The following is a 20,113-nucleotide window of genomic DNA, read 5'->3' as shown; positions in this document are numbered from 1 at the left end:
TGAAGGAGGATATCATATGTCAGATGAAATGAACTTAGTTGACTTAAATGGGTTTAAAGAGGGAGATCTAGTAAAAGCGACGATTGCACAAGTAGACGAGAAGTCAGTGATCGTAACAATTGAAGGTGCACCTTTTGATGGAATAGTTCCAATCAGTGAACTATCTAGCTTGCATATTGAAAAAGCATCCGACGCCGTTTCCATCGGTGAAGAATTAGAACTAATGATTACAAAAGTAGAAGAAGCAAACTTTGTCCTTTCGAAGCGCAAAGTGGATGCAGAAAAAGCTTGGGATCAGCTTGAAAGACAATTTCAAACAGGTGAAATTATTGAAACTGAAGTAAAAGAAGTAGTAAAAGGCGGTTTAGTCGTTGATTTGGGTGTGAGAGGGTTTATCCCAGCATCTTTAATCGAAGATCATTTTGTTGAGTCGTTTGAGGACTATAAAGGCAAAGTATTAACATTTAAAATTGTGGAATTAGAGAAGGAGAAAAATAGACTGATTCTTTCTCATAAAGCAGTTGTTGAAGGTGAAAAAGCTGTAAGTAAACAAAAAACACTCGAAAATATCCATAGTGGAGACATAATTTCGGGTACTGTTCAGCGAATTGCCTCTTTCGGTGCTTTTGTTGATATTGGAGGCGTAGATGGTCTTGTTCATATCTCTCAAATATCCTATGATCATTTAGATAATGTTTCGGATGTTCTGAAAGAAGGACAAGAAGTAAAAGTTAAAGTATTATCAGTAGATCGAGATTCAGAGAGAATTTCATTATCTATTAAGGATACTTTACCGGGACCATGGACAGATATAGAAGAGAAAGCACCTAAAGGTTCTGTATTAACTGGTACAATTAGACGTATCGTTTCATATGGAGCGTTTATAGAAGTATTCCCAGGTGTTGAGGGTCTTGTTCATATTTCTCAAATTGCGCATAAGCATGTTACTTCTCCTCATGAAGTACTAAAAGAAGGCGAAAAAGTTGAAGTGAAAGTTCTCGATGTAAACAGTAAGGACAAACGTTTATCTTTAAGTATTAAAGATCTTATTGAAAATGAGAATGACTACAACTTAGACGACTATCAATTACCAGAGGAGTCAAAAGGATTTTCAATAAGTGATGTATTAGGCGATAAACTAAAGGATTTTACGAATAAAAACTAAATTAGACTGTTTCTAAAAAGTTTTTTAGGGAGTCTAAGGTATTATTCATAATATGATTTAATTGAGCAGGCGATTTTATAGTCGCCTGCTTTTGTTATTTTGTTGTATAATACAGATTATTTAATTATAACCCTTTGTTGCTGAGGATTGGTGAACATTCTAGGAGTGGTTAGCCCCAGTTTTAGCCCCAAATAAGGCAACTGCTTGGAATTCTAGTTCTTTTAAAACATGACCATATGTTTCATAAATCATCTGTGGTGTATTCCCTAAGTGCTCTTACAAATGCAGGTAATTCTTCTTGTCTTACAAACACTTCACCAAGATTGAGGGCATTACCTTCATAATCTAGAGATTCAAAAGTTATTCCTTCTGTCAAAAGCATTACGACTAGGACGCCCTTGGATAGTTAAATGAAACTTTCTCTCAAGTTCTACAGAATAACTGTCATTTTTCATAGCAGGTTTGCCATTAACAATCTGAGCAAATTGAGTACAAATGGACTGGAAGCTTTGCATTAAAGACACGCTCCTTTGATTATGTTCTTATTTTATGAACAAAATTAAGTACTCTAGAATATTTTTAAACACAAATCGTCAAAGTAGACACAAAATGAAAAAGAGCAATCAAAATTAGATTGCCCTAAGAATTAATATTATTTATCTGGAAAGCCTACATGTAGTGGAGGAGGAACTAGCCACCCTTAGATGAGGATCCACTTGCCAATAGAGAGGGTCCACCAGGTATGAAATCATCGCGAAAAAAAAGATAGGTATTCACCTATAGCTCCCCAGAAGAGTATCTTATTGTTGATAACACTTTGAGCAACTGGAGGGGATAGTATGGGATACTTTGTTACAGTAGAGCAAGGAGTAAATATATATATAGAGGATGTCAATCCAGAGGGAAAGAAGACAATACTATTTATACATGGTTGGCCATTAAATCATAAGCAGTTTGAATATCAGTTTAATGTTCTTCCATCCATGGGATATAGATGTATAGCAATTGACTGGAGGGGATACGGTAATTCGGATAAACCAATCAGAGGCTACAATTATGACAGATTGGCAGATGATATTCATGTAGTAATAAGGGCACTGCAGTTAGAAGATTTCACACTAGCAGGACACTCTACGGGAGGCGCAATATCGATTCGATATATGGCTCGATATCAAGGTTATGGAGTATCAAAACTTGTCCTAATAGACGCTGCATCTCCTTCTAGTGTTTCAGAAGAAGTCGCAAACATGTTTATTACAGAAACACTTAATGATCGCCCTAAAATGCTACGAGGTGTAGCGGATATTTTCTTCTTCCAGTATATTACTAGCCCATTATCTGATTGGTTCTTTCAGCTAGGATTACAAGCAGCAGGTTGGTCGACTGCTGCGATTATGAGGACATTAAGAGATGAGAATGTGTACAATGATCTAAATAAAATATTAGTTCCTACACTAATTATTCACGGCATACATGATAAAGTTGTTCCTTTTATTAATGCACAAGAAACAAATAAATTAATAAAACATTCACAGCTAGTCCCATTTCAATACAGTGGGCATGCTCCTTTCTATGAAGAACGTGACAAGTTTAACCAGCTTCTAATACAATTTACTGGATGAAAGTTTCCTAATGTTAATAAATCAATGTTTAACAATAGCAAATCCCTATAAAAAGGGGTGAAGTGAATGGAAATCATAAAGAATTACGTTGTTCTGTGTAGAAAGATAGATTTAATCGAAACACAATTATTCCAGGTTGATATGATAAGACATATCGTTTTATGTTATTTATATAAGTAACTAACTAAAGCATTCTTATAAGGGTGCTTTTTTCTGTTCTTAGGTAATTGGACCATACTACGCACTTCTTCTTGAACTAAAGGACAGATTAATCACACAAACGCTGAACTGATTACTGTGAACATAATCAAGTCAAATACCATACAATATATAGACAGTTGACTATTTCATCATATTGTGGAGGTGGAAATAAAATGACTACTAATCAAAATGACCGCCAGATGATAACTCATCCCATACTTCTGGAGGCTAGACAAATTGCTCCAAATCAAATTTTAATTAATTATGATCAGCGGACTGATTTAGCATCAGCAATGAATGTTTCTAATTACTGGATTAGAAGTAATATGGATCGTCCTGCAGGTATTGCTACCGTAGGAATGAGCGCTGCACTTACGGCAGCAAACGCAATACGTCCTGACATCGGAATGATTACACCTGCCGACAATACGAATATGAGATTTGTAATGACATTTATTGTTAATGCTATGTCGGGTATCATGTATACGGTGCTCCCTTGTTTTGTTAATTTAGAGGGAAGATCAGGTTATAGGGGAGAGAACTGGGGTCCCTTCAGCAGAAATATGTTTATCGGCAGGTAGACCATATTTTGAACTATCGCTGCTGAATAATTTAATACTCTAACAGGACACATTAGTTGAATAAGGATTCCGGTGACAGTCAACATAATTAATGGTTGGCTTTTTTCTGTCGTATCTGGAACCTACTGAGTCATAAAAGAAAAAATACTACGAGAATGTCCATTGGTCTGTCTATTTGATTTGCTCAGATATATCTTTTGTTCCTAACAATATTACTCTTTATACCTATAAAATGGGAATTAATTAAATCTATTAATAATTATTTGCTTATACTGATAGTTATATTATATATAGTTTGAAGGAGAAGCTAATGGATATAAATGAGATAATGAAAAAAATTAATGAAAGCATGGACAAAATGGATTTAGTAACTGCAAGAAGATCGATAGAGCATAATTTAGATTTAATAAATGAAAACAGACATCTTCTTCGAAGAAACGCAAGATCCTTATTTAAAATACTTCAAAATACGGAAATAGAGAAAATAAGGGGGATAGGTGAATGACATCGGAGGGGAACACAATGGGTATTTGGCAAGATATTTTTTTGCAGATTTTACACAAGGTATCTAATATTTGAGTGCTCAAATCGATTCCCTCAGAGGGCGTAGCTGGATAATTATACAAATAAAGATAACAGATAACAATAATTTGTTTTCTGTTTATTAGTATTGCTTGTAAAATCCGTTAATAGCTTTCTTAACCTATACATAATGCCACCAAAGACTTTTATTTTAACTTATTTGTTTCCCCAAAGTAGCACCAAGGCAATGCATGGTAGTGCATTAATTTACTTTGTGTAAGTTTATTTAACAATTTCTAAACAATTGATACTACTAGGATTTCGTTTAATATATAGCTAATGTGCATTTGTGTGTCACTATGTTGTATAATACAGAATAGATGAAGTTGGAAGGATGAATTAGCAATGACAAAACCAGTAGTAGCAATCGTTGGTCGGCCAAATGTCGGCAAATCAACAATATTTAATCGAATTGTAGGAGAGCGTGTATCTATTGTGGAAGATATTCCGGGTGTTACACGTGATCGTATATATAGCTCGGCAGATTGGTTAACACATGAGTTTAACATTATCGACACAGGTGGTATTGAGCTTAGTGATGAACCATTTTTAGAGCAGATTAAACAACAAGCAGAAATTGCAATGGATGAAGCTGACGTGATTGTTTTCTTAACAAATGGGCGAGAAGGTGTAACTTCAGCTGACGAATATGTTGCAAAAATTTTATACAAAACGAAAAAGCCTGTAGTTTTAGCGGTCAATAAAATCGACAATCCTGATATGCGTGAAATGATTTATGACTTTTATGCACTAGGTATGGGCGAACCATATCCGATCTCTGGATCACATGGTCTAGGACTTGGGGATTTATTAGATGAAGTTGCAAAAAATTTCCCTGATTTGGAGGACCAAGAGTACGGCGAGGATGTTATTAAATTCTCGTTAATCGGAAGACCTAATGTAGGGAAATCATCGTTAATCAATGCATTTTTAGGACATGAACGTGTAATCGTAAGTGATATAGCTGGTACTACGAGAGATGCTATTGATACGGAGTATTCATTTGATGGACAAGATTATGTCATGATCGACACAGCAGGAATGCGAAAAAAAGGTAAAGTTTACGAAACAACTGAGAAATACAGCGTGCTACGTGCTCTTAAAGCGATAGAACGCTCAGATGTTGTCTTAGTTGTTATAAATGCAGAAGAAGGTATTCAGGAACAGGATAAAAAAATTGCTGGGTATGCTCACGAGGGTGGTAAAGCAGTTATTATCGTAGTCAATAAATGGGATGCTATCGAGAAAAATGATAAGACGATGAATGAAATGACAAAATCTATTCGAGAACATTTTCAATTTTTAGACTATGCACCGATTGTATTTGTTTCCGCAAAAACAAAACAACGTGTTCACGCAATTTTACCTATTATCAATAAAGTAAGTGAAAATCATTCACTTCGCGTACAATCTTCTGTATTGAATGAAGTGATTGAGGATTCTGTAGCTCGTAATCCTGCTCCTACTGATAAAGGGAAAAGATTGCGTATTTACTATGCAACACAAGTGGCTATTAAGCCACCAACATTTGTTGTGTTTGTAAACGAACCTGAGTTAATGCACTTCTCCTATGAGCGATTTTTAGAAAATCGCATTAGAGAATCATTTGATTTTGAGGGAACTCCAATACGAATCATAACTCGTGCAAGAACTTGATTAATTAGTTTTAAAGGAGCGTATTGTAATGGAGAAGATAACTGTATTAGGAGCTGGTAGCTGGGGGACAGCACTAGCCATGGTACTAGCTAATAATAATCATGATTGTCTCCTTTGGTCGCATAGAGAAAACCAAGCAACTGAAATAAATCTTGATCATACAAATAAAAAGTATCTACCAGATACAGTTTTACCGATTAACCTAAAAGCAACAAGTAATTTTGAAACAGCTATAAAACATGCAGATACCATTGTTATTGCTGTTCCTACGAAGGCAATTCGAGATGTTTGTCAGAATATGAAAGAATATTTAAATGGAAAAAAACTGTTTGTACATGTTTCGAAGGGGATAGAACCAGATTCATTCAAACGAATTTCTGAAATGATTGTAGATGAGTTACCTTCAAGTAATGTTGAAGCAATTGTTGTATTATCCGGTCCTAGCCATGCAGAAGAAGTTGTCTTAAATCATCCTACAACTATTACTGCTGCGAGTGAGGATATGAAAGCTGCTAAAAAAATTCAAGACCTTTTTATGAATAATTCTTTTCGTGTATATACAAATGATGATGTGATTGGGGTAGAAATCGGAGCTGCACTAAAAAATGTAATTGCTTTAGCTGCAGGTATAGTGGATGGATTAGGCTATGGAGATAATGCTAAGGCAGCACTAATCACAAGAGGACTTGCTGAAATTACAAGATTAGGTATAAGTTTGGGTGCTCAGCCATATACATTCTCTGGATTAACAGGAATGGGAGACTTGATTGCCACGTGTACAAGCATCCATTCTAGAAACTGGAGAGCTGGTAATATGCTTGGTAAGGGTGCTTCCCTTGAGAAAGTGCTAGATGAAATAGGTATGGTAGTAGAAGGTGTACGAACTACGAAAGCAGCTTATCAGCTGGCTAAAAAACAACAAGTGGATATGCCTATTACAGAAGCGCTTTATTCTGTTTTATTTGAAAGCATTAGTCCAAAAGAGGCAGTAGATATACTAATGCATAGAACTAAGAAACATGAGTTAGAGGATTATAAAACTTTCTAATCATAAAAAAGAGTTGTACAAATTACAACTCTTTTTTGATGTGATATACTTTTTATTTGTAGAAAGGTGGGTAAACACATGTTATTAATTTCATCAATGGATAAGATGTGGATTTCATTCGGTTCAATGGGTAGTATGTTTTTAGCTATGTTATTTATGTTTTTTGTTAAAACGAAACTTCAAAACAAATTTCTAAAAGCTATATTTGGTTTGATTGCATACATATTATTATTTATTGGATTTATCACAATGGTATATATTATCTTTAATCCAACAAAAGCTTAGTAAGGAGATTAGGATGAGAAATATTAAACTACTTGTAACTCTCATGTTAGCTATTCTTATATTGGCTGGATGTGGCTTTAAAAATGGACAAGAAGCCGAGAATCTATTGCCATATGAAGATCAGTTAGAATCTGTTCAAAAAGCCGTTAATAGCTTTAAAGAAGATTCAGGGGGATTGTTGCCAATCAAAACCCGTGATATGGAAACAGATTTGTATATTAAATATCCAGTAGACTTTAAAAAAATTGTACCTTCATACTTAGGGAAGGCACCGGCCAATTCTTATGAAGCTGGAGGTATTTATCAATATGTTTTGATGGATGTTGAAGATAATCCGACGGTAAAGTTAGTAGATTTAAGAATTGCTGATACAATACGAGATATAAACTATCGAAAAGGTATAAATGGATACGGTCCTGTAGCTGAAATCATTACAGAAGGTGTGTACAAATTAGATTACAAAAAGATGGGGTATAATCGTGAGTTATCCGTTCAAAGCCCATATTCGGACACGCAATTACCTTTAGTAGCAACAGGCGATGGTAAGGTATATGTGGATTATTCGATAGAATTGAATCGCTTGCTTCAAGAAAATGTAGCGGAAGTTAAACCAGGTGAGGATATTCGACATCTATTAACAGACAACTTCGCAATTGTTCCTGCATACTCTTTACCGTATACCGTAAACGAAAATAATGAACCTGTTTTTATGTTAGCAAAATAAGCTCTCTAACGTTTCATGTATGATGCATGAAACGTTTTTTTTGTGCATATATTAAACTGCGAAGAAAGGAGAGTATCCATGACAAATAAACTTTATGAACAAATAGCAGAGCGTACTAATGGAGATGTGTATATTGGTGTTGTAGGACCAGTTCGAGTTGGAAAATCTACTTTTGTAAAGCGAGTAATGGAGCTTGTAGTTATTCCAAACATAAAAGAGGAATCTGAAAGAATACGTGCTCAGGATGAACTTCCCCAAAGTTCTCCAGGTAATGTAATTATGACAGCAGAGCCTAAATTTGTTCCTGCACATGGAACGAATATTTATTTGGGAGAAGAGCAGCTACGCTTACAAATTAGATTAGTAGATTGCGTTGGTTATATGATTGATGGGATTAAAACGCATTCAGGAGAAGATGGGCAAAAATTAGTGCATACGCCTTGGCATAGTGAAGCTATCCCATTTGAAGAAGCGGCAAGAATTGGTACAGATAAAGTAATTCGTGATCATTCAACAATTGGTATAGTTGTAACAACTGATGGCTCGGTTAATAATATTCCTAGAAAAGCTGCTGAAAGTGCTGAAAGGGAAATTATAGCTCAACTAAAAGAAATCGGTAAACCTTTTGTTATCGTTTTAAATAGTAAGTTGCCTGGTCATGTAGATACAATTCAATTATGTGAAGATTTACAGAAAGAGCATGAGGTGCCTGTTATTGCGGTTGCTGTTGATCGTATGACTGCGGAGGAAATTCAATACATACTCCAACAAGCACTTTATGAATTTCCAATCACGGACATTGAATTAGTTAAACCTGATTGGACAGATGTATTAGAACCAGACCATTTCGTTAACAATGCTATTACATCGTCCTTACAGGAATGGCTGCAAATTGTCTCTAAAATGAAAGATGTGAAAGAGCTTGCTTCACGATTTAAACAAGTACCTTTCATTCAATCTGCAGACGTAGTGGAAGCTAACCCTGGTCGTGGCTCTGCATGTATACAAATTGGGTTAAAACCTGAAGTATTCCAAGAAGTTTGTGACGAATGGTTAGAGGAACCGATTCAAACTAAAAAAGACTGGCTCCTTTTTGTAAAAGAAGCATCTACTGCTAAAAAGGCGTATAACAAATTTTCGGAGGCTTTAGAGGCTGCCAAAAATCATGGTTATGGTGTTTCACTACCAACCATCCAGGATTTCCAACCGTCTGCACCTGAGATTATTAAACAAAATAATTTTTACGGCGTTAGTTTAAAGGCTAAGGCAGCTTCGCTTCATATAATCCGTGTAGACATGGAGGCTGAATTTGCACCGCTGATCGGCTCCGAATTTCATAGTCAGCAACTATTAAAAGATTTAAAGCATGGTTATTTACACGATAGAGATGCATTATGGCAAACACAAGTTTTTGGTACTTCACTTGTAGAAGTTATGAAAGAAAGTTTGCGCTATAAAACAGAGAATGTTTCGGAAATAGCGAAGAAGAGAATGAGGGAAACAATTGAAAGAATGGTAAATGAAGGTGATAGAGGTTTAGTAACATTTATTTTATAAAATTAATAACGGGGCTTTTCGCGACTATGCGAAAAGTCCCGTTATTTCATTAAAAATCATTATTTTTGCTTAAAGTTCCCAAAAGTCGTGCAAATAGTGTTGCTAAGCCTTTTTGGTTGTGATACTCTTTTTACAGGTTGAAGCTATCTTCCTTTGAGAGGAGGTGAATGGTATGAATAAAACAGAATTAGTTAACTCTGTTGCTGAAGCTGCTGATCTTTCTAAAAAAGACGCATCTAAAGCTGTTGAAGCTGTATTTGAATCAATTCAAACTGCACTTGCAAGTGGTGAAAAAGTTCAATTAATCGGTTTTGGTAACTTTGAAGTTCGTGAACGTGCTGCACGTAAAGGACGTAACCCACAAACAGGTAAAGAAATCGACATCGCTGCAAGCAAGGTGCCTGCTTTCAAACCAGGTAAAGCGCTTAAAGATGCAGTAAAATAATCGACGCTTGTAGTACATAGAACGGTTGCCTTGAAGCTAGCTTCTGGGTAGCCGTTCTTTTCTTTAATAAAACGTATGAAAAGAAAACATGTTTATACATAGGTAAAAGTTATTTATTATATTTGATTCGTATGCTAAGATGCTAATGGTATATATCAAAGAGTTGCCATGTTTAGTGACAGATGAGTATGCAAAACTTTTCTACACACCTAGCTCATATGCAAGTTGGGGGAGACATAGGCGCTTACACTTTTCTTTGCATAATTGTTTTTAGGGGGTTACCAGATGACAAATGTCGATCTGAAAAAAATAGAAGAAGCAGTTACAATGATTTTAGAAGCTGTTGGGGAGGATCCTTCGAGAGAAGGGTTATTAGACACACCAAAAAGAGTTTCAAAAATGTATGCAGAAATGTTTGAAGGATTACATCAAGATCCAAAAGAATATTTTAAAACTGTTTTTAACGAAGACCATGAAGAACTTGTATTAGTTAAAGACATACCATTCTATTCAATGTGTGAACATCATCTAGTTCCTTTTTATGGAAAAGCACATGTTGCTTATATTCCTCGAGATGGAGTGGTAACTGGACTAAGTAAATTAGCAAGGGCGGTCGAAACTACTGCAAGACGCCCGCAGCTTCAAGAAAGGATTACATCCACTATAGCGGAAAGCATAATGGATATGCTTAATCCCCACGGTGTTTATGTTGTAATCGAAGCAGAGCATATGTGTATGACGATGCGCGGGATAAAAAAGCCTGGTGCAAAAACAATTACTGCTGTTGCAAAAGGAATTTTAGAGAAGGATGAAGTGAAAAGATCTGAAATCTTATCTTTTATACAGATGAAGTAACAGTTTTGGATGAATGGATGAGAATATGGTATGATGGAAAAAGACTGTGAACAAAGGAGACTTTAAAATGTCTAGTTCGGATTTTATTGTTATAAAAGCTGAAGAAGATGGCGTTCATGTAATTGGTTTGACTAGAGGAACCGATACGAAATTCCATCATTCTGAAAAACTTGATCATGGGGAAGTAATGATTGCTCAATTTACTGAACACACATCCGCTATGAAAATACGAGGTAAAGCATCTATTCACACATCGAATGGTATTGTTCAAAGTGATACTAAAAAAATGTAAGAAACTTTAAAAGATCAACTGTGGTTGAGAAATGGAGTAAAGTGTATGAACGAGGCATTGATGACACAATATGTCGAAACTTATAAAAAGAATATTCACATGCAAATTCAACAAAACACTTTGCAAAAATACACAGGTAAACCTGATGTAGATGATAAACGTTTATTTTTTACACTTTTACCACTACTTAATGGAGAAAACTGGGATCAAACAGTAAAGGTATCTGCTATTTCTGTTTCTCTTATATTTGCTGCACTTGCTGCACATGATTTAGTAAAAGAGGATAATGCTACCGCTAAGTCTCAACAACTACAAGTGCTTGCTGGAGATTATTATAGTGGCCGATATTATCAGTTATTAGCAAATGAGAATATGATTGATTTAATCCAACAATTATCTAATGGTGTATCTAAGATAACTGAGCATAAAACTAGATTTTATGATTTAGAGGATTACTCATTCGAAGCATTGGTCCAATCCATTCAACTTATAGAAAGCAAACCGATCGAGCAATTTTTAGAATATCATTCTTATCACGAATATGTGTTTATCATGAAAGAAGCTTTATTGCTAGCTGCGTTAAAAAAAGAGGTAGTTGCTTACGAAAAAGGTGAAAAAACTTTTTATATTAGCAAATCGAAAATATTTCAAAAAAATATGGACGTTTTACGTCAAGAAATAGATAAAATAGAGCATGCACTTGTAATGGACGTCCGTTCCTCTGAATTATTAAACGAATCCTTAAAACGTGCGATTTTAGAGCGGGTGTGTGAGCATTCGCTTGAACAGCAGTTGAGAGAAGGTTAAAGAATGGGAAAATCAAAAGAACAATATGTACATGAGGTATTTGAAAAAATATCCGATAATTATGACTCTATGAATTCAGTAATTAGTTTTAAACAACATACAAAATGGCGTGCCGATACTATGAAAGAGATGCAAGTCAAAAAAGGAAGCAAAGCACTAGACGTTTGCTGTGGTACAGCAGATTGGACTATTGCTTTAGCTGATGCAATCGGCCCTACTGGAGAAGTGGTCGGATTAGACTTTAGTCAAAACATGCTAAATGTAGGGAAAGAGAAAGTGAAGAATATTTCTCAAATAAAGTTAGTACAAGGAAATGCAATGGAATTACCGTTTGAGGATAATTCATTTGATTTTGTAACGATTGGTTTTGGACTAAGAAATGTTCCAGACTATAAGCAAGTACTAAAGGAAATGAATCGTGTGGCAAAGCCCGGTGGAATGATCGTTTGTTTAGAAACTTCACAACCAGATTCTAAGTTATTTAACACAGGTTTTAGATTTTATTTCCGATATGTTATGCCATTGTTCGGTAAACTGTTTGCAAAAAGCTACAAAGAATATTCTTGGCTTCAAGAATCTGCAAAAGACTTTCCGAATCGAGCAGCTTTAACTAAATTATTTGAAGAAGTTGGTATGAAGAATGTTACTAGTAAGCCTTATAGTGGTGGGGCTGCAGCAAGACATATTGGATACAAAAAAGATATTTAAGTGGGAGAAGGTTTTTATTTGTGGATAAGATGAAGTTGAAATTACTTTATTCCGATTTAAAATCGGATTTAGATGTCATCGAAAAAGAACTAGCAACAGCGGTGAATTCTTCATCTCACTTATTGAATGAAGCTTCTCTTCATTTACTACTTGCTGGAGGCAAACGAATACGACCAGTTTTTGCTTTACTTTCAGCTAAGTTTGGAAATTATTCAATTGACACGATAAAAAATGTTGCTGTTTCAATTGAGTTAATCCATATGGCTTCACTTGTTCATGATGATGTAATAGACGATGCTGAAACACGTAGAGGAAGAGAAACGGTAAAAGCTCAGTGGAATAATCGAGTAGCCATGTATACAGGTGATTTTCTCTTCGCAAGAGCAATTGAATACATAACAGTAATAGAAAATACATATGCACATGAAGTGTTATCTCATACAATGGTAGAGCTATGTATCGGAGAAATTATTCAAATTGAGGATAAGCATTTTTTAGATCAAACAGTTCGAGATTATCTAAGAAGAATAAAGCGGAAAACGGCAATCTTAATCTCTGCGAGTTGTGAATTAGGGGCTATTGCTTCTGGTGCAGATAGTAAAACAATAAGAAATCTTAAACAGTTTGGTTATTATGTCGGAATGTCGTTTCAAATTATTGACGATATTTTAGACCTCACTTCAACAGATGAACAACTAGGAAAACCTGCAGGAAGTGATTTGTTACAGGGGAATATTACTTTACCGATACTCTATGCTAAAAATGATCCTGTAATAGCTCCTTTATTAAAAGAATCATTAGATGGAACTATTTCAGAAGAAAATAAACATAAACTATTAAGGGAAGTAAGAAACTCTGATGCTATAAATAAAGCTAAGCAAATAAGTAATATGTACTTGCAAAAAGCTTTAAACGAAGTAAAACAATTACCCCCCTCCTCGGCAAAAAAATCCTTACAGAACATTGCATTGTTTATGAGCAAAAGAAAGTTTTGATCTAATTTAGCTATCTTAAATGTTCGATGTCGAAATTAATTTGAAAATAATGCTTCATAATGATATTATTTGTAACGGTGGAGATAATATCCCATTTCATATATGAAGGAGTGTTAAACATGGAAAAAACATTTTTAATGGTAAAACCTGATGGCGTACAACGTAACTTAATCGGTGAAATCGTAAGTCGTTTTGAGAAAAAAGGATATCAATTAGTTGGAGCAAAATTAATGCAAATTCCAACTGAATTAGCAGAACAACATTACGGTGAGCATAAAGAACGCCCATTCTTTGGCGAATTAGTAGAATTCATCACTTCTGGACCAGTTTTTGCAATGGTTTGGGAAGGTGAAAACGTTATTTCAACAGCTCGTCTTATGATGGGTGCAACTAATCCAAAAGAATCAGCTCCAGGAACAATTCGTGGTGACTTTGCAGTAACTGTTGGGAAAAACATTATTCATGGTTCTGACTCACCTGAAAGCGCTGAGCGTGAAATCGGATTATTCTTCAAACAAGAAGAATTAGTGGCATACGCAAAAGACGCTAACAACTGGATTAACTAATATGAAATCTGAAATCGCCCTGCCCCTCGAGGGGCAGGGCGATGTAGCTGGACAATAATATGTTAAATCGCGAATTCTGTATATAGCTAGAAATCGTAAGTTTACTAGTTGAACGAAGAACATCAACATTTAACTCGAAGGACTAGCGCAGAATCGAAAGTAATCGAATAGAAAAACCTGAAAGACAGTCAAATTAACTATCATTTGACTGTCTTTTCTTATGTCCTTAATCTTCAGAATACGATATACTAGATATAGGTCTTTTGAAAGGAACGATGTGATTTGCCAGACTACGTTAAATTTGTGGATTCTATAAAACGAAAAACAGGAATCGATCTTGCCGCCTACAAAGAAGCGCAGATGAAGCGACGACTTACTTCGTTATATGAAAAAAAAGGATATATAAATTTCGTCGAATTTTATAATGCTCTAGATAAAGACAGAGATTTAATGAATGAGTTTTTAGATAGAATGACGATTAATGTATCTGAGTTTTACCGTAATGGGAAACGTTGGGAAGTTTTGCAAAATAAAATATTTCCAAAACTATTAGCAGATAATAATCGATTGAAAATCTGGAGTGCTGCATGTTCAACAGGTGAAGAACCTTATACAACAGCCATGGTATTATCAAATTATTTATCATTATCTCAGATTTCAATTCAAGCTACGGATTTAGATGAAAATGCAATACAACGTGCAAAAGTTGGTATATATCCAGAACGATCAATTGATGAAGTTCCAAATGAAATGAAAATGAAATATTTTGAAAAGCAAGGACAGTTTTATAAAGTGGAAGATTCAATAAAAAAAACGGTCACTTTTAAAAAGCACAACTTATTGAAAGATACATACGATAAAAATTTCGACTTAATAATTTGTCGAAATGTCATGATTTATTTTACAGAAGAAGCAAAAGACCAAATCTATAAAAACTTTAGTAACTCACTTCGATCAGGGGGTATACTCTTTGTCGGTAGTACAGAACAAATTTTCAATCCAGGTAAATATGGTTTTGAAATAGAAGACACATTTTTTTATCGCAAAATATAAATAGAAAACTGTCCGAAGAAAATAACAAACCGGACAGTTTTCTTCTATACTTTGAAACTATAATTTGTTATAGTTAAAAACAAATACTTTAGCGAGTTGAAGGGGGAAAGTGTTGTGCGTTATTTAACAGCAGGTGAGTCACATGGACCACAACTAACAGCAATCATTGAAGGGTTACCAGCCCAATTAGAAATTACAAGCGAACACATTAATAAGGAACTAAAGAGACGTCAAGGTGGTCATGGACGTGGAAGAAGAATGCAAATCGAAAAAGATACAGTAGCGATTACTGCTGGTGTACGTCATGGTAAATCATTAGGTTCTCCGGTCTGTCTAGTTGTTAACAATGATGACTGGAAGCATTGGACGAATATTATGGGCATCGAACCACTAGGCGAAGAAGTTGATCCAGAAGATATTAAAAGACAAATTACTAGACCACGTCCAGGACATGCAGATTTAGTTGGAGGCATGAAATATGGTCATCGAGATTTACGAAATGTATTAGAAAGATCTTCTGCTCGAGAAACTACAGTTCGTGTTGCAGTAGGGGCAGTTGCAAAGCAATTGCTCAAAGAACTGGGGATTTCAATCGTTGCTCATGTAACGAAAATCGGTGGAATTGAAGCAGATCTAACTTTAGCTACCGGAAAATCAATTGAGGAGATTCGTGAAGTTGTGGAATCAGACCCAGTATATTGTCTTGATCCAGTAGCTTCGGCAAAAATGGTGGAAGCAATTGATCAAGCTAAAAAAGCCGGAGATACTATTGGTGGTATAGTAGAAGTGATCGTGGATGGTATGCCAGCTGGAGTTGGTAGTTATGTGCACTATGATCGAAAACTAGATGGAAAACTAGCAATGGCCATGATGAGTATTAATGCATTTAAAGGTGTAGAAGTAGGACTTGGTTTTGAAATGGCAAATCTATTTGGTAGCCAAGTACATGATCAAATTTCTTGGAGTAAGGAAGATGGTTATACTCGTGATACTAATCGTCTTGGTGGATTAGAAGGTGGAATGTCAACAGGTATGCCAATCGTTGTTAGAGGGGTAATGAAACCAATTCCTACCCTATATAAACCACTTCAAAGTGTGGATATTGATACAAAAGAGCCGTTTAAAGCGAGCATTGAACGATCAGATAGTTGTGCAGTGCCAGCAGCATCAGTCGTAGCAGAAGCAGTAATTGCGTGGGAAATAGCAACAGCTGTTTTAGAAACTTTTCATAGTGATCAAATCGACATATTGAAAGCCGATATTGAAAGCCACCGTGCATATACAAAGGGGTTTTAAAGCATGATTATCCCGGTAAGAACAAAAGATTCTACTTATGAAGTTCATCTTGGAGAAAACATATTACAATCGTTCTGTGAAAGAAATACAGAGGAATTTGACAAAGCGGATCAAATAGTTGTGATTACCGATGAAAATGTTTGGGGATTACATCAACATTACTTTGACAAAAACTTTGCATTTGACTATAAAATTCATCTTGTACCAAACGGAGAATCTTGTAAAACGTTTGACTCGTATTTCGATGTACAAACATTCCTTCTACAAGAAAACTGTTCTAGAAATAGTATCTTGTTAGCTCTTGGTGGAGGAGCTGTTGGAGATTTAACTGGTTTTGTTGCATCTACTTTTATGCGTGGAATTCCTTTTATTCAAATCCCAACTACCATACTTGCACATGACAGCGCTGTTGGTGGAAAAACTGCTATCAACCATCCTAATGGAAAGAATATGATCGGTGCTTTTTATCAACCGAAAGAAGTTTTATATGATTTTCATTTTTTACAAACTTTGCCGAAATCCGAAGTTCGTTCAGGGTTAGCAGAAGTGATTAAACATGCTTTAATTAGTGATGTGAAATGGTCAAATGAATTTTTACAATTAGAAAGTATAGACGCAATACAAAAAGAAGAGCTCCTTATTTGGCTAGAAAAAGGAATACGAGTCAAAGCAAATATAGTAGAACTAGACGAAAAAGAGAAATCTTATCGGAAATATTTAAACTTTGGTCATACATATGGACATGCAATTGAAGCTTCAATTGGTTATGGAAAAATTACTCATGGCGAAGCAGTTATGATAGGTATGATTCCTGCACTTATGCTAAGTGAAATACACGGGGAAGTTAAATCAGGCTATGCTCATGATATATTTCAACTTGCTAATAAGCTTGAATATAATTTGCAACATGTACTGAACTGCACTTTTGAGCAATTAGCTACTTTCATGTTGAAAGATAAGAAAACTACGAATGGTGAACTCCATTTTGCTTTACTCAAACATATTGGGGACCCTTTTATCCAAGTTGTTTCCATGGATGAAGTTAAAAAATGTGATGATCAATTACGAAAATGGATAAAGGAGGAGATTTAATTGATTAGGGGAGTTAGAGGTGCAATAACAGTAACAGAAGACTCTAATGAAGAAGTTCTTCTGGAAACTGCTCGACTTGCGAAAGAAATGGCTAGAGCAAATAATATTGATCCTGATACAATCGCTTCGGTAATCATCTCTACAACTACAGACATCTCCTCTGCTTTTCCTGCAAGAGCTGTGAGAAGTATTGAAGGATGGACATATGTCCCGGTAATGTGTACACATGAGATGAATGTTCCAGGTGCATTAGAGAAATGTATTCGTTTATTGATGCATATCAATACAGACAAAACTCAAAAAGAAATCCAACATATTTATTTAAATGAAGCAGTCCAATTAAGACCAGACTTAGTCAAGTAAATAAAAGAATCGAGGAGTTTTACAATGAAATTTAAAAAACAAATTGAAGGATTACAAGCATACCAACCTGGAAAGACCACAGATGAAGTAAAAAGATTGTTTAATTTAGAGAAAGTTGTAAAACTTGCATCCAATGAAAATCCATACGGAGCCTCTCCGAAAGTAAAAGCTTATTTAGATAACGCTAAAGTAAATTATGCAATTTACCCTGATGGCTATGCTACAAAACTTCGAACTGCAGTGGCGAAACATTTAAATGTTTCAGAAAAACAATTACTATTTGGTAATGGTTCTGATGAGAATATATTAATTGTTTCAAGAGCAATTCTAAGACCAGGGTTAAATACGGTTATGGCTTCCATCACTTTCGGCCAATACAAGCATAATGCGATTGTAGAAGGTGCAGAGGTGAGAGAAGTGCCTCTCAAAAATGGAGAACATGATCTAGAAAAAATGTACGATGCTATCGATGAAAATACAGCAATTGTTTGGATTTGTAACCCTAATAATCCTACTGGCACATTGACACTTAGTCAAAAGATTAAAGAATTCGTTGAAAAAGTTCCAAATGACGTATTAATAGTTTTAGATGAAGCTTATACCGAATATATTACAGATGACGAGTATGAAGACTCAATAGGGTTATTAGAAAAGCATCCAAATGTATTAATAATGCGTACATTCTCTAAAGCATATGGTTTAGCAAGCTTCCGAGTGGGATATGCCATTGGTTCAGAAGTAGTAATTAGTCAACTAGAACCAACTCGTGAGCCATTTAATAATACTGTCCTAAGCCAAGAAGTTGCTTTGATCGGTCTAGAAGATCAAACCTTCATCAAAGAATGTAAAATAAAAAATAATGCCGGTAAAAAACAGTTTGAAGAATACTGTAAAGAACGTAATTTAGATTTTTATCCATCTCATACAAACTTCATATTAATGGAAGTAAAAGCCGATAGTGACGTAGTTTTCCAAGGCTTAATGCAACGAGGATTTATTGTTCGAAGTGGGAATGCGTTAGGAGTCCCTGGATACCTAAGAATAACAATAGGCACAGGGGAAGAAAATACAGAGCTGCTACAAAAACTTGATGAAGTACTACGTGAGGAAGGCGTTATTTAATGAAACAAACAGTTTTCATCATTGGTTTAGGACTAATTGGAGGATCTCTAGCACTTAGTTTAAAGCGAAATCATGAAACCTTTATCATCGGTTATGATGCTGATGGCAAAACTCTCCGTACGGCAAAGAGAATTGGCATTATTGATGAAATGGGAGTTCAGTTGAAAGATGCATCAGAGCTAGCGGATATTATTATTTTTGCTACTCCAGTCAACGAAACTATTCGTTTGATTCAAGAGATGCCTAAATGGCAATTAAAAAAGAATGTAATTGTTACAGATACTGGAAGTACAAAAAAAGTAATTATGAAGGCCGCTTTAAAATTAAAAGAGGCAGGCATTACATTTATAGGTGGCCACCCAATGGCAGGTTCTCATAAGAGTGGTGTAGAAGCTGCTAGAGCTCATCTTTTTGAAAATGCCTATTATATGCTTACTCCTTTTCCAGATGTAAAAGAGGAGCAAATAATAACACTTTTAGATCTGTTGCAAGTAACGAAAGCAAAAATTGTGCAAGTGGATGCAGAAGAACATGATCATATGACGGCTGTTGTAAGTCATTTCCCTCACTTAGTCGCTGCATCTCTCGTACATCAACTAGCAGGTGAAAACGATGCCTTTCCTTTTACAAAACAACTTGCTGCTGGTGGATTTCGTGATTTGACAAGAATTGCTTCTGCAAATCCTATTATGTGGAGAGATATCACTGTCCAAAACCGTCAGGAATTAAGTAACCAATTACAAAACTGGACGGAAGAAATGATCAAGCTACAAAATCTTTTATTACACGCGGAACCTGAGGAGATAGAAGCTTATTTCTCAACAGCCAAAGAAGTCCGTGACAATTTACCGATTACGCAAGGTGCAATGTTTACAGTATATGATTTATATGTGGATGTTCCAGATTACCCAGGGGTGATCTCCGAAATTACTGGCTATCTTGCAAAAGACAATATAAGTATTACTAACTTGCGGATTGTAGAGACTAGAGAAGATATTTTTGGGATTCTCGTTGTTAGCTTTCAATCAATGGAGGATCGTGCCAAAGCTGTAGAGTGTATTGCGAATAATACAACATTTGAAACATATATAGCGTAGG

At 35.4% G+C, this 20,113-nt stretch carries 23 protein-coding genes; 22 read left to right on the top strand and 1 reads right to left on the bottom strand.

The window, feature by feature from the left end; translation table 11 throughout:
• Positions 1 to 16 precede the first annotated feature (16 nt).
• The gene (gene rpsA, locus WAX74_RS01910; protein WP_336495965.1) at positions 17 to 1,165 is read left to right on the top strand and encodes a 30S ribosomal protein S1; all 1,149 of its coding nucleotides are present in this window, start codon (positions 17 to 19) and stop codon (positions 1,163 to 1,165) included.
• Between the two features lie 241 nt (positions 1,166 to 1,406).
• Here the strand turns inward: rpsA and WAX74_RS01900 are convergent, their stop codons facing one another.
• On the bottom strand, positions 1,407 to 1,547 hold the full coding sequence (locus tag WAX74_RS01900) for a hypothetical protein (protein WP_336496214.1): 141 nt from the start codon (positions 1,545 to 1,547) through the stop codon (positions 1,407 to 1,409).
• 457 nt (positions 1,548 to 2,004) lie between these two features.
• On the opposite strand from WAX74_RS01900, the gene WAX74_RS01895 reads away from it, so the two are divergent.
• From WAX74_RS01895 to WAX74_RS01795, 21 genes are all read left to right on the top strand, one after another.
• The gene (locus WAX74_RS01895; protein ID WP_336495964.1) at positions 2,005 to 2,787 is read left to right on the top strand and encodes an alpha/beta fold hydrolase; all 783 of its coding nucleotides are present in this window, start codon (positions 2,005 to 2,007) and stop codon (positions 2,785 to 2,787) included.
• A 338-nt stretch (positions 2,788 to 3,125) separates the two neighbouring features.
• A complete protein-coding gene (locus WAX74_RS01890) occupies positions 3,126 to 3,569 on the top strand; it encodes a hypothetical protein (protein ID WP_336495963.1) in 444 nt (147 codons plus the stop codon).
• 310 nt (positions 3,570 to 3,879) lie between these two features.
• Positions 3,880 to 4,074 carry a hypothetical protein gene (locus tag WAX74_RS01885; protein WP_336495962.1) on the top strand — a complete coding sequence of 65 codons (195 nt, stop codon included), beginning with the start codon at positions 3,880 to 3,882 and terminating at the stop codon, positions 4,072 to 4,074.
• A 422-nt stretch (positions 4,075 to 4,496) separates the two neighbouring features.
• Positions 4,497 to 5,807 carry a ribosome biogenesis GTPase Der gene (gene der, locus WAX74_RS01880; RefSeq protein WP_053589803.1) on the top strand — a complete coding sequence of 437 codons (1,311 nt, stop codon included), beginning with the start codon at positions 4,497 to 4,499 and terminating at the stop codon, positions 5,805 to 5,807.
• A 28-nt stretch (positions 5,808 to 5,835) separates the two neighbouring features.
• Positions 5,836 to 6,855 (top strand): NAD(P)H-dependent glycerol-3-phosphate dehydrogenase, encoded by a 1,020-nt coding sequence (locus tag WAX74_RS01875; RefSeq protein ID WP_336495961.1) that lies wholly within the window; start codon positions 5,836 to 5,838, stop codon positions 6,853 to 6,855.
• Positions 6,856 to 6,933: 78 nt separating this feature from the next.
• Complete coding sequence (locus WAX74_RS01870; RefSeq protein ID WP_231687546.1) at positions 6,934 to 7,140, top strand: DUF2768 domain-containing protein; 207 nt, start codon at positions 6,934 to 6,936, stop codon at positions 7,138 to 7,140.
• Between the two features lie 13 nt (positions 7,141 to 7,153).
• Complete coding sequence (locus WAX74_RS01865) at positions 7,154 to 7,864, top strand: LptM family lipoprotein (protein WP_336495960.1); 711 nt, start codon at positions 7,154 to 7,156, stop codon at positions 7,862 to 7,864.
• A 78-nt stretch (positions 7,865 to 7,942) separates the two neighbouring features.
• A complete protein-coding gene (spoIVA, locus tag WAX74_RS01860; protein ID WP_336495959.1) occupies positions 7,943 to 9,421 on the top strand; it encodes a stage IV sporulation protein A in 1,479 nt (492 codons plus the stop codon).
• A 172-nt stretch (positions 9,422 to 9,593) separates the two neighbouring features.
• The gene (locus WAX74_RS01855; protein ID WP_053589799.1) at positions 9,594 to 9,866 is read left to right on the top strand and encodes an HU family DNA-binding protein; all 273 of its coding nucleotides are present in this window, start codon (positions 9,594 to 9,596) and stop codon (positions 9,864 to 9,866) included.
• 285 nt (positions 9,867 to 10,151) lie between these two features.
• Positions 10,152 to 10,721, top strand: coding sequence for a GTP cyclohydrolase I FolE (gene folE / locus WAX74_RS01850; protein WP_336495958.1), 570 nt, complete (start codon positions 10,152 to 10,154; stop codon positions 10,719 to 10,721).
• A 67-nt stretch (positions 10,722 to 10,788) separates the two neighbouring features.
• Positions 10,789 to 11,013 (top strand): trp RNA-binding attenuation protein MtrB, encoded by a 225-nt coding sequence (mtrB, locus tag WAX74_RS01845; protein WP_336495957.1) that lies wholly within the window; start codon positions 10,789 to 10,791, stop codon positions 11,011 to 11,013.
• 45 nt (positions 11,014 to 11,058) lie between these two features.
• A complete protein-coding gene (locus WAX74_RS01840) occupies positions 11,059 to 11,820 on the top strand; it encodes a heptaprenyl diphosphate synthase component 1 (RefSeq protein WP_336495956.1) in 762 nt (253 codons plus the stop codon).
• A gap of 3 nt (positions 11,821 to 11,823) precedes the next feature.
• On the top strand, positions 11,824 to 12,528 hold the full coding sequence (locus WAX74_RS01835; protein WP_336495955.1) for a demethylmenaquinone methyltransferase: 705 nt from the start codon (positions 11,824 to 11,826) through the stop codon (positions 12,526 to 12,528).
• Between the two features lie 20 nt (positions 12,529 to 12,548).
• Entirely contained in the window at positions 12,549 to 13,523 is a 975-nt protein-coding gene (gene hepT, locus WAX74_RS01830) for a heptaprenyl diphosphate synthase component II (protein ID WP_336495954.1), read from the top strand.
• Positions 13,524 to 13,642: 119 nt separating this feature from the next.
• Entirely contained in the window at positions 13,643 to 14,089 is a 447-nt protein-coding gene (gene ndk, locus WAX74_RS01825) for a nucleoside-diphosphate kinase (protein WP_142537214.1), read from the top strand.
• 282 nt (positions 14,090 to 14,371) lie between these two features.
• A complete protein-coding gene (locus tag WAX74_RS01820) occupies positions 14,372 to 15,142 on the top strand; it encodes a CheR family methyltransferase (RefSeq protein WP_336495953.1) in 771 nt (256 codons plus the stop codon).
• 114 nt (positions 15,143 to 15,256) lie between these two features.
• Positions 15,257 to 16,438: a chorismate synthase gene (gene aroC / locus WAX74_RS01815; protein ID WP_336495952.1), complete on the top strand. Its 1,182-nt coding sequence runs from the start codon at positions 15,257 to 15,259 to the stop codon at positions 16,436 to 16,438.
• Positions 16,439 to 16,441: 3 nt separating this feature from the next.
• On the top strand, positions 16,442 to 17,530 hold the full coding sequence (gene aroB, locus WAX74_RS01810; protein WP_336495951.1) for a 3-dehydroquinate synthase: 1,089 nt from the start codon (positions 16,442 to 16,444) through the stop codon (positions 17,528 to 17,530).
• Entirely contained in the window at positions 17,531 to 17,893 is a 363-nt protein-coding gene (gene aroH / locus WAX74_RS01805) for a chorismate mutase (protein ID WP_336495950.1), read from the top strand. It abuts the gene before it with no gap.
• A gap of 24 nt (positions 17,894 to 17,917) precedes the next feature.
• Positions 17,918 to 19,015, top strand: a complete 1,098-nt coding sequence (gene hisC / locus WAX74_RS01800; protein ID WP_336495949.1) for a histidinol-phosphate transaminase — start codon at positions 17,918 to 17,920, stop codon at positions 19,013 to 19,015.
• Positions 19,015 to 20,112: a prephenate dehydrogenase gene (locus WAX74_RS01795; protein WP_336495948.1), complete on the top strand. Its 1,098-nt coding sequence runs from the start codon at positions 19,015 to 19,017 to the stop codon at positions 20,110 to 20,112. The genes hisC and WAX74_RS01795 overlap by 1 nt, the downstream gene beginning before the upstream one ends.
• Position 20,113: the final 1 nt, after the last annotated feature.

Source organism: Psychrobacillus mangrovi (genome assembly GCF_037104765.1).
Classification (GTDB): domain Bacteria; phylum Bacillota; class Bacilli; order Bacillales_A; family Planococcaceae; genus Psychrobacillus; species Psychrobacillus mangrovi.
The sequence above is the reverse complement of the archived record's forward strand: the minus strand, read 5'-3'. Positions and strand labels throughout refer to the sequence as shown.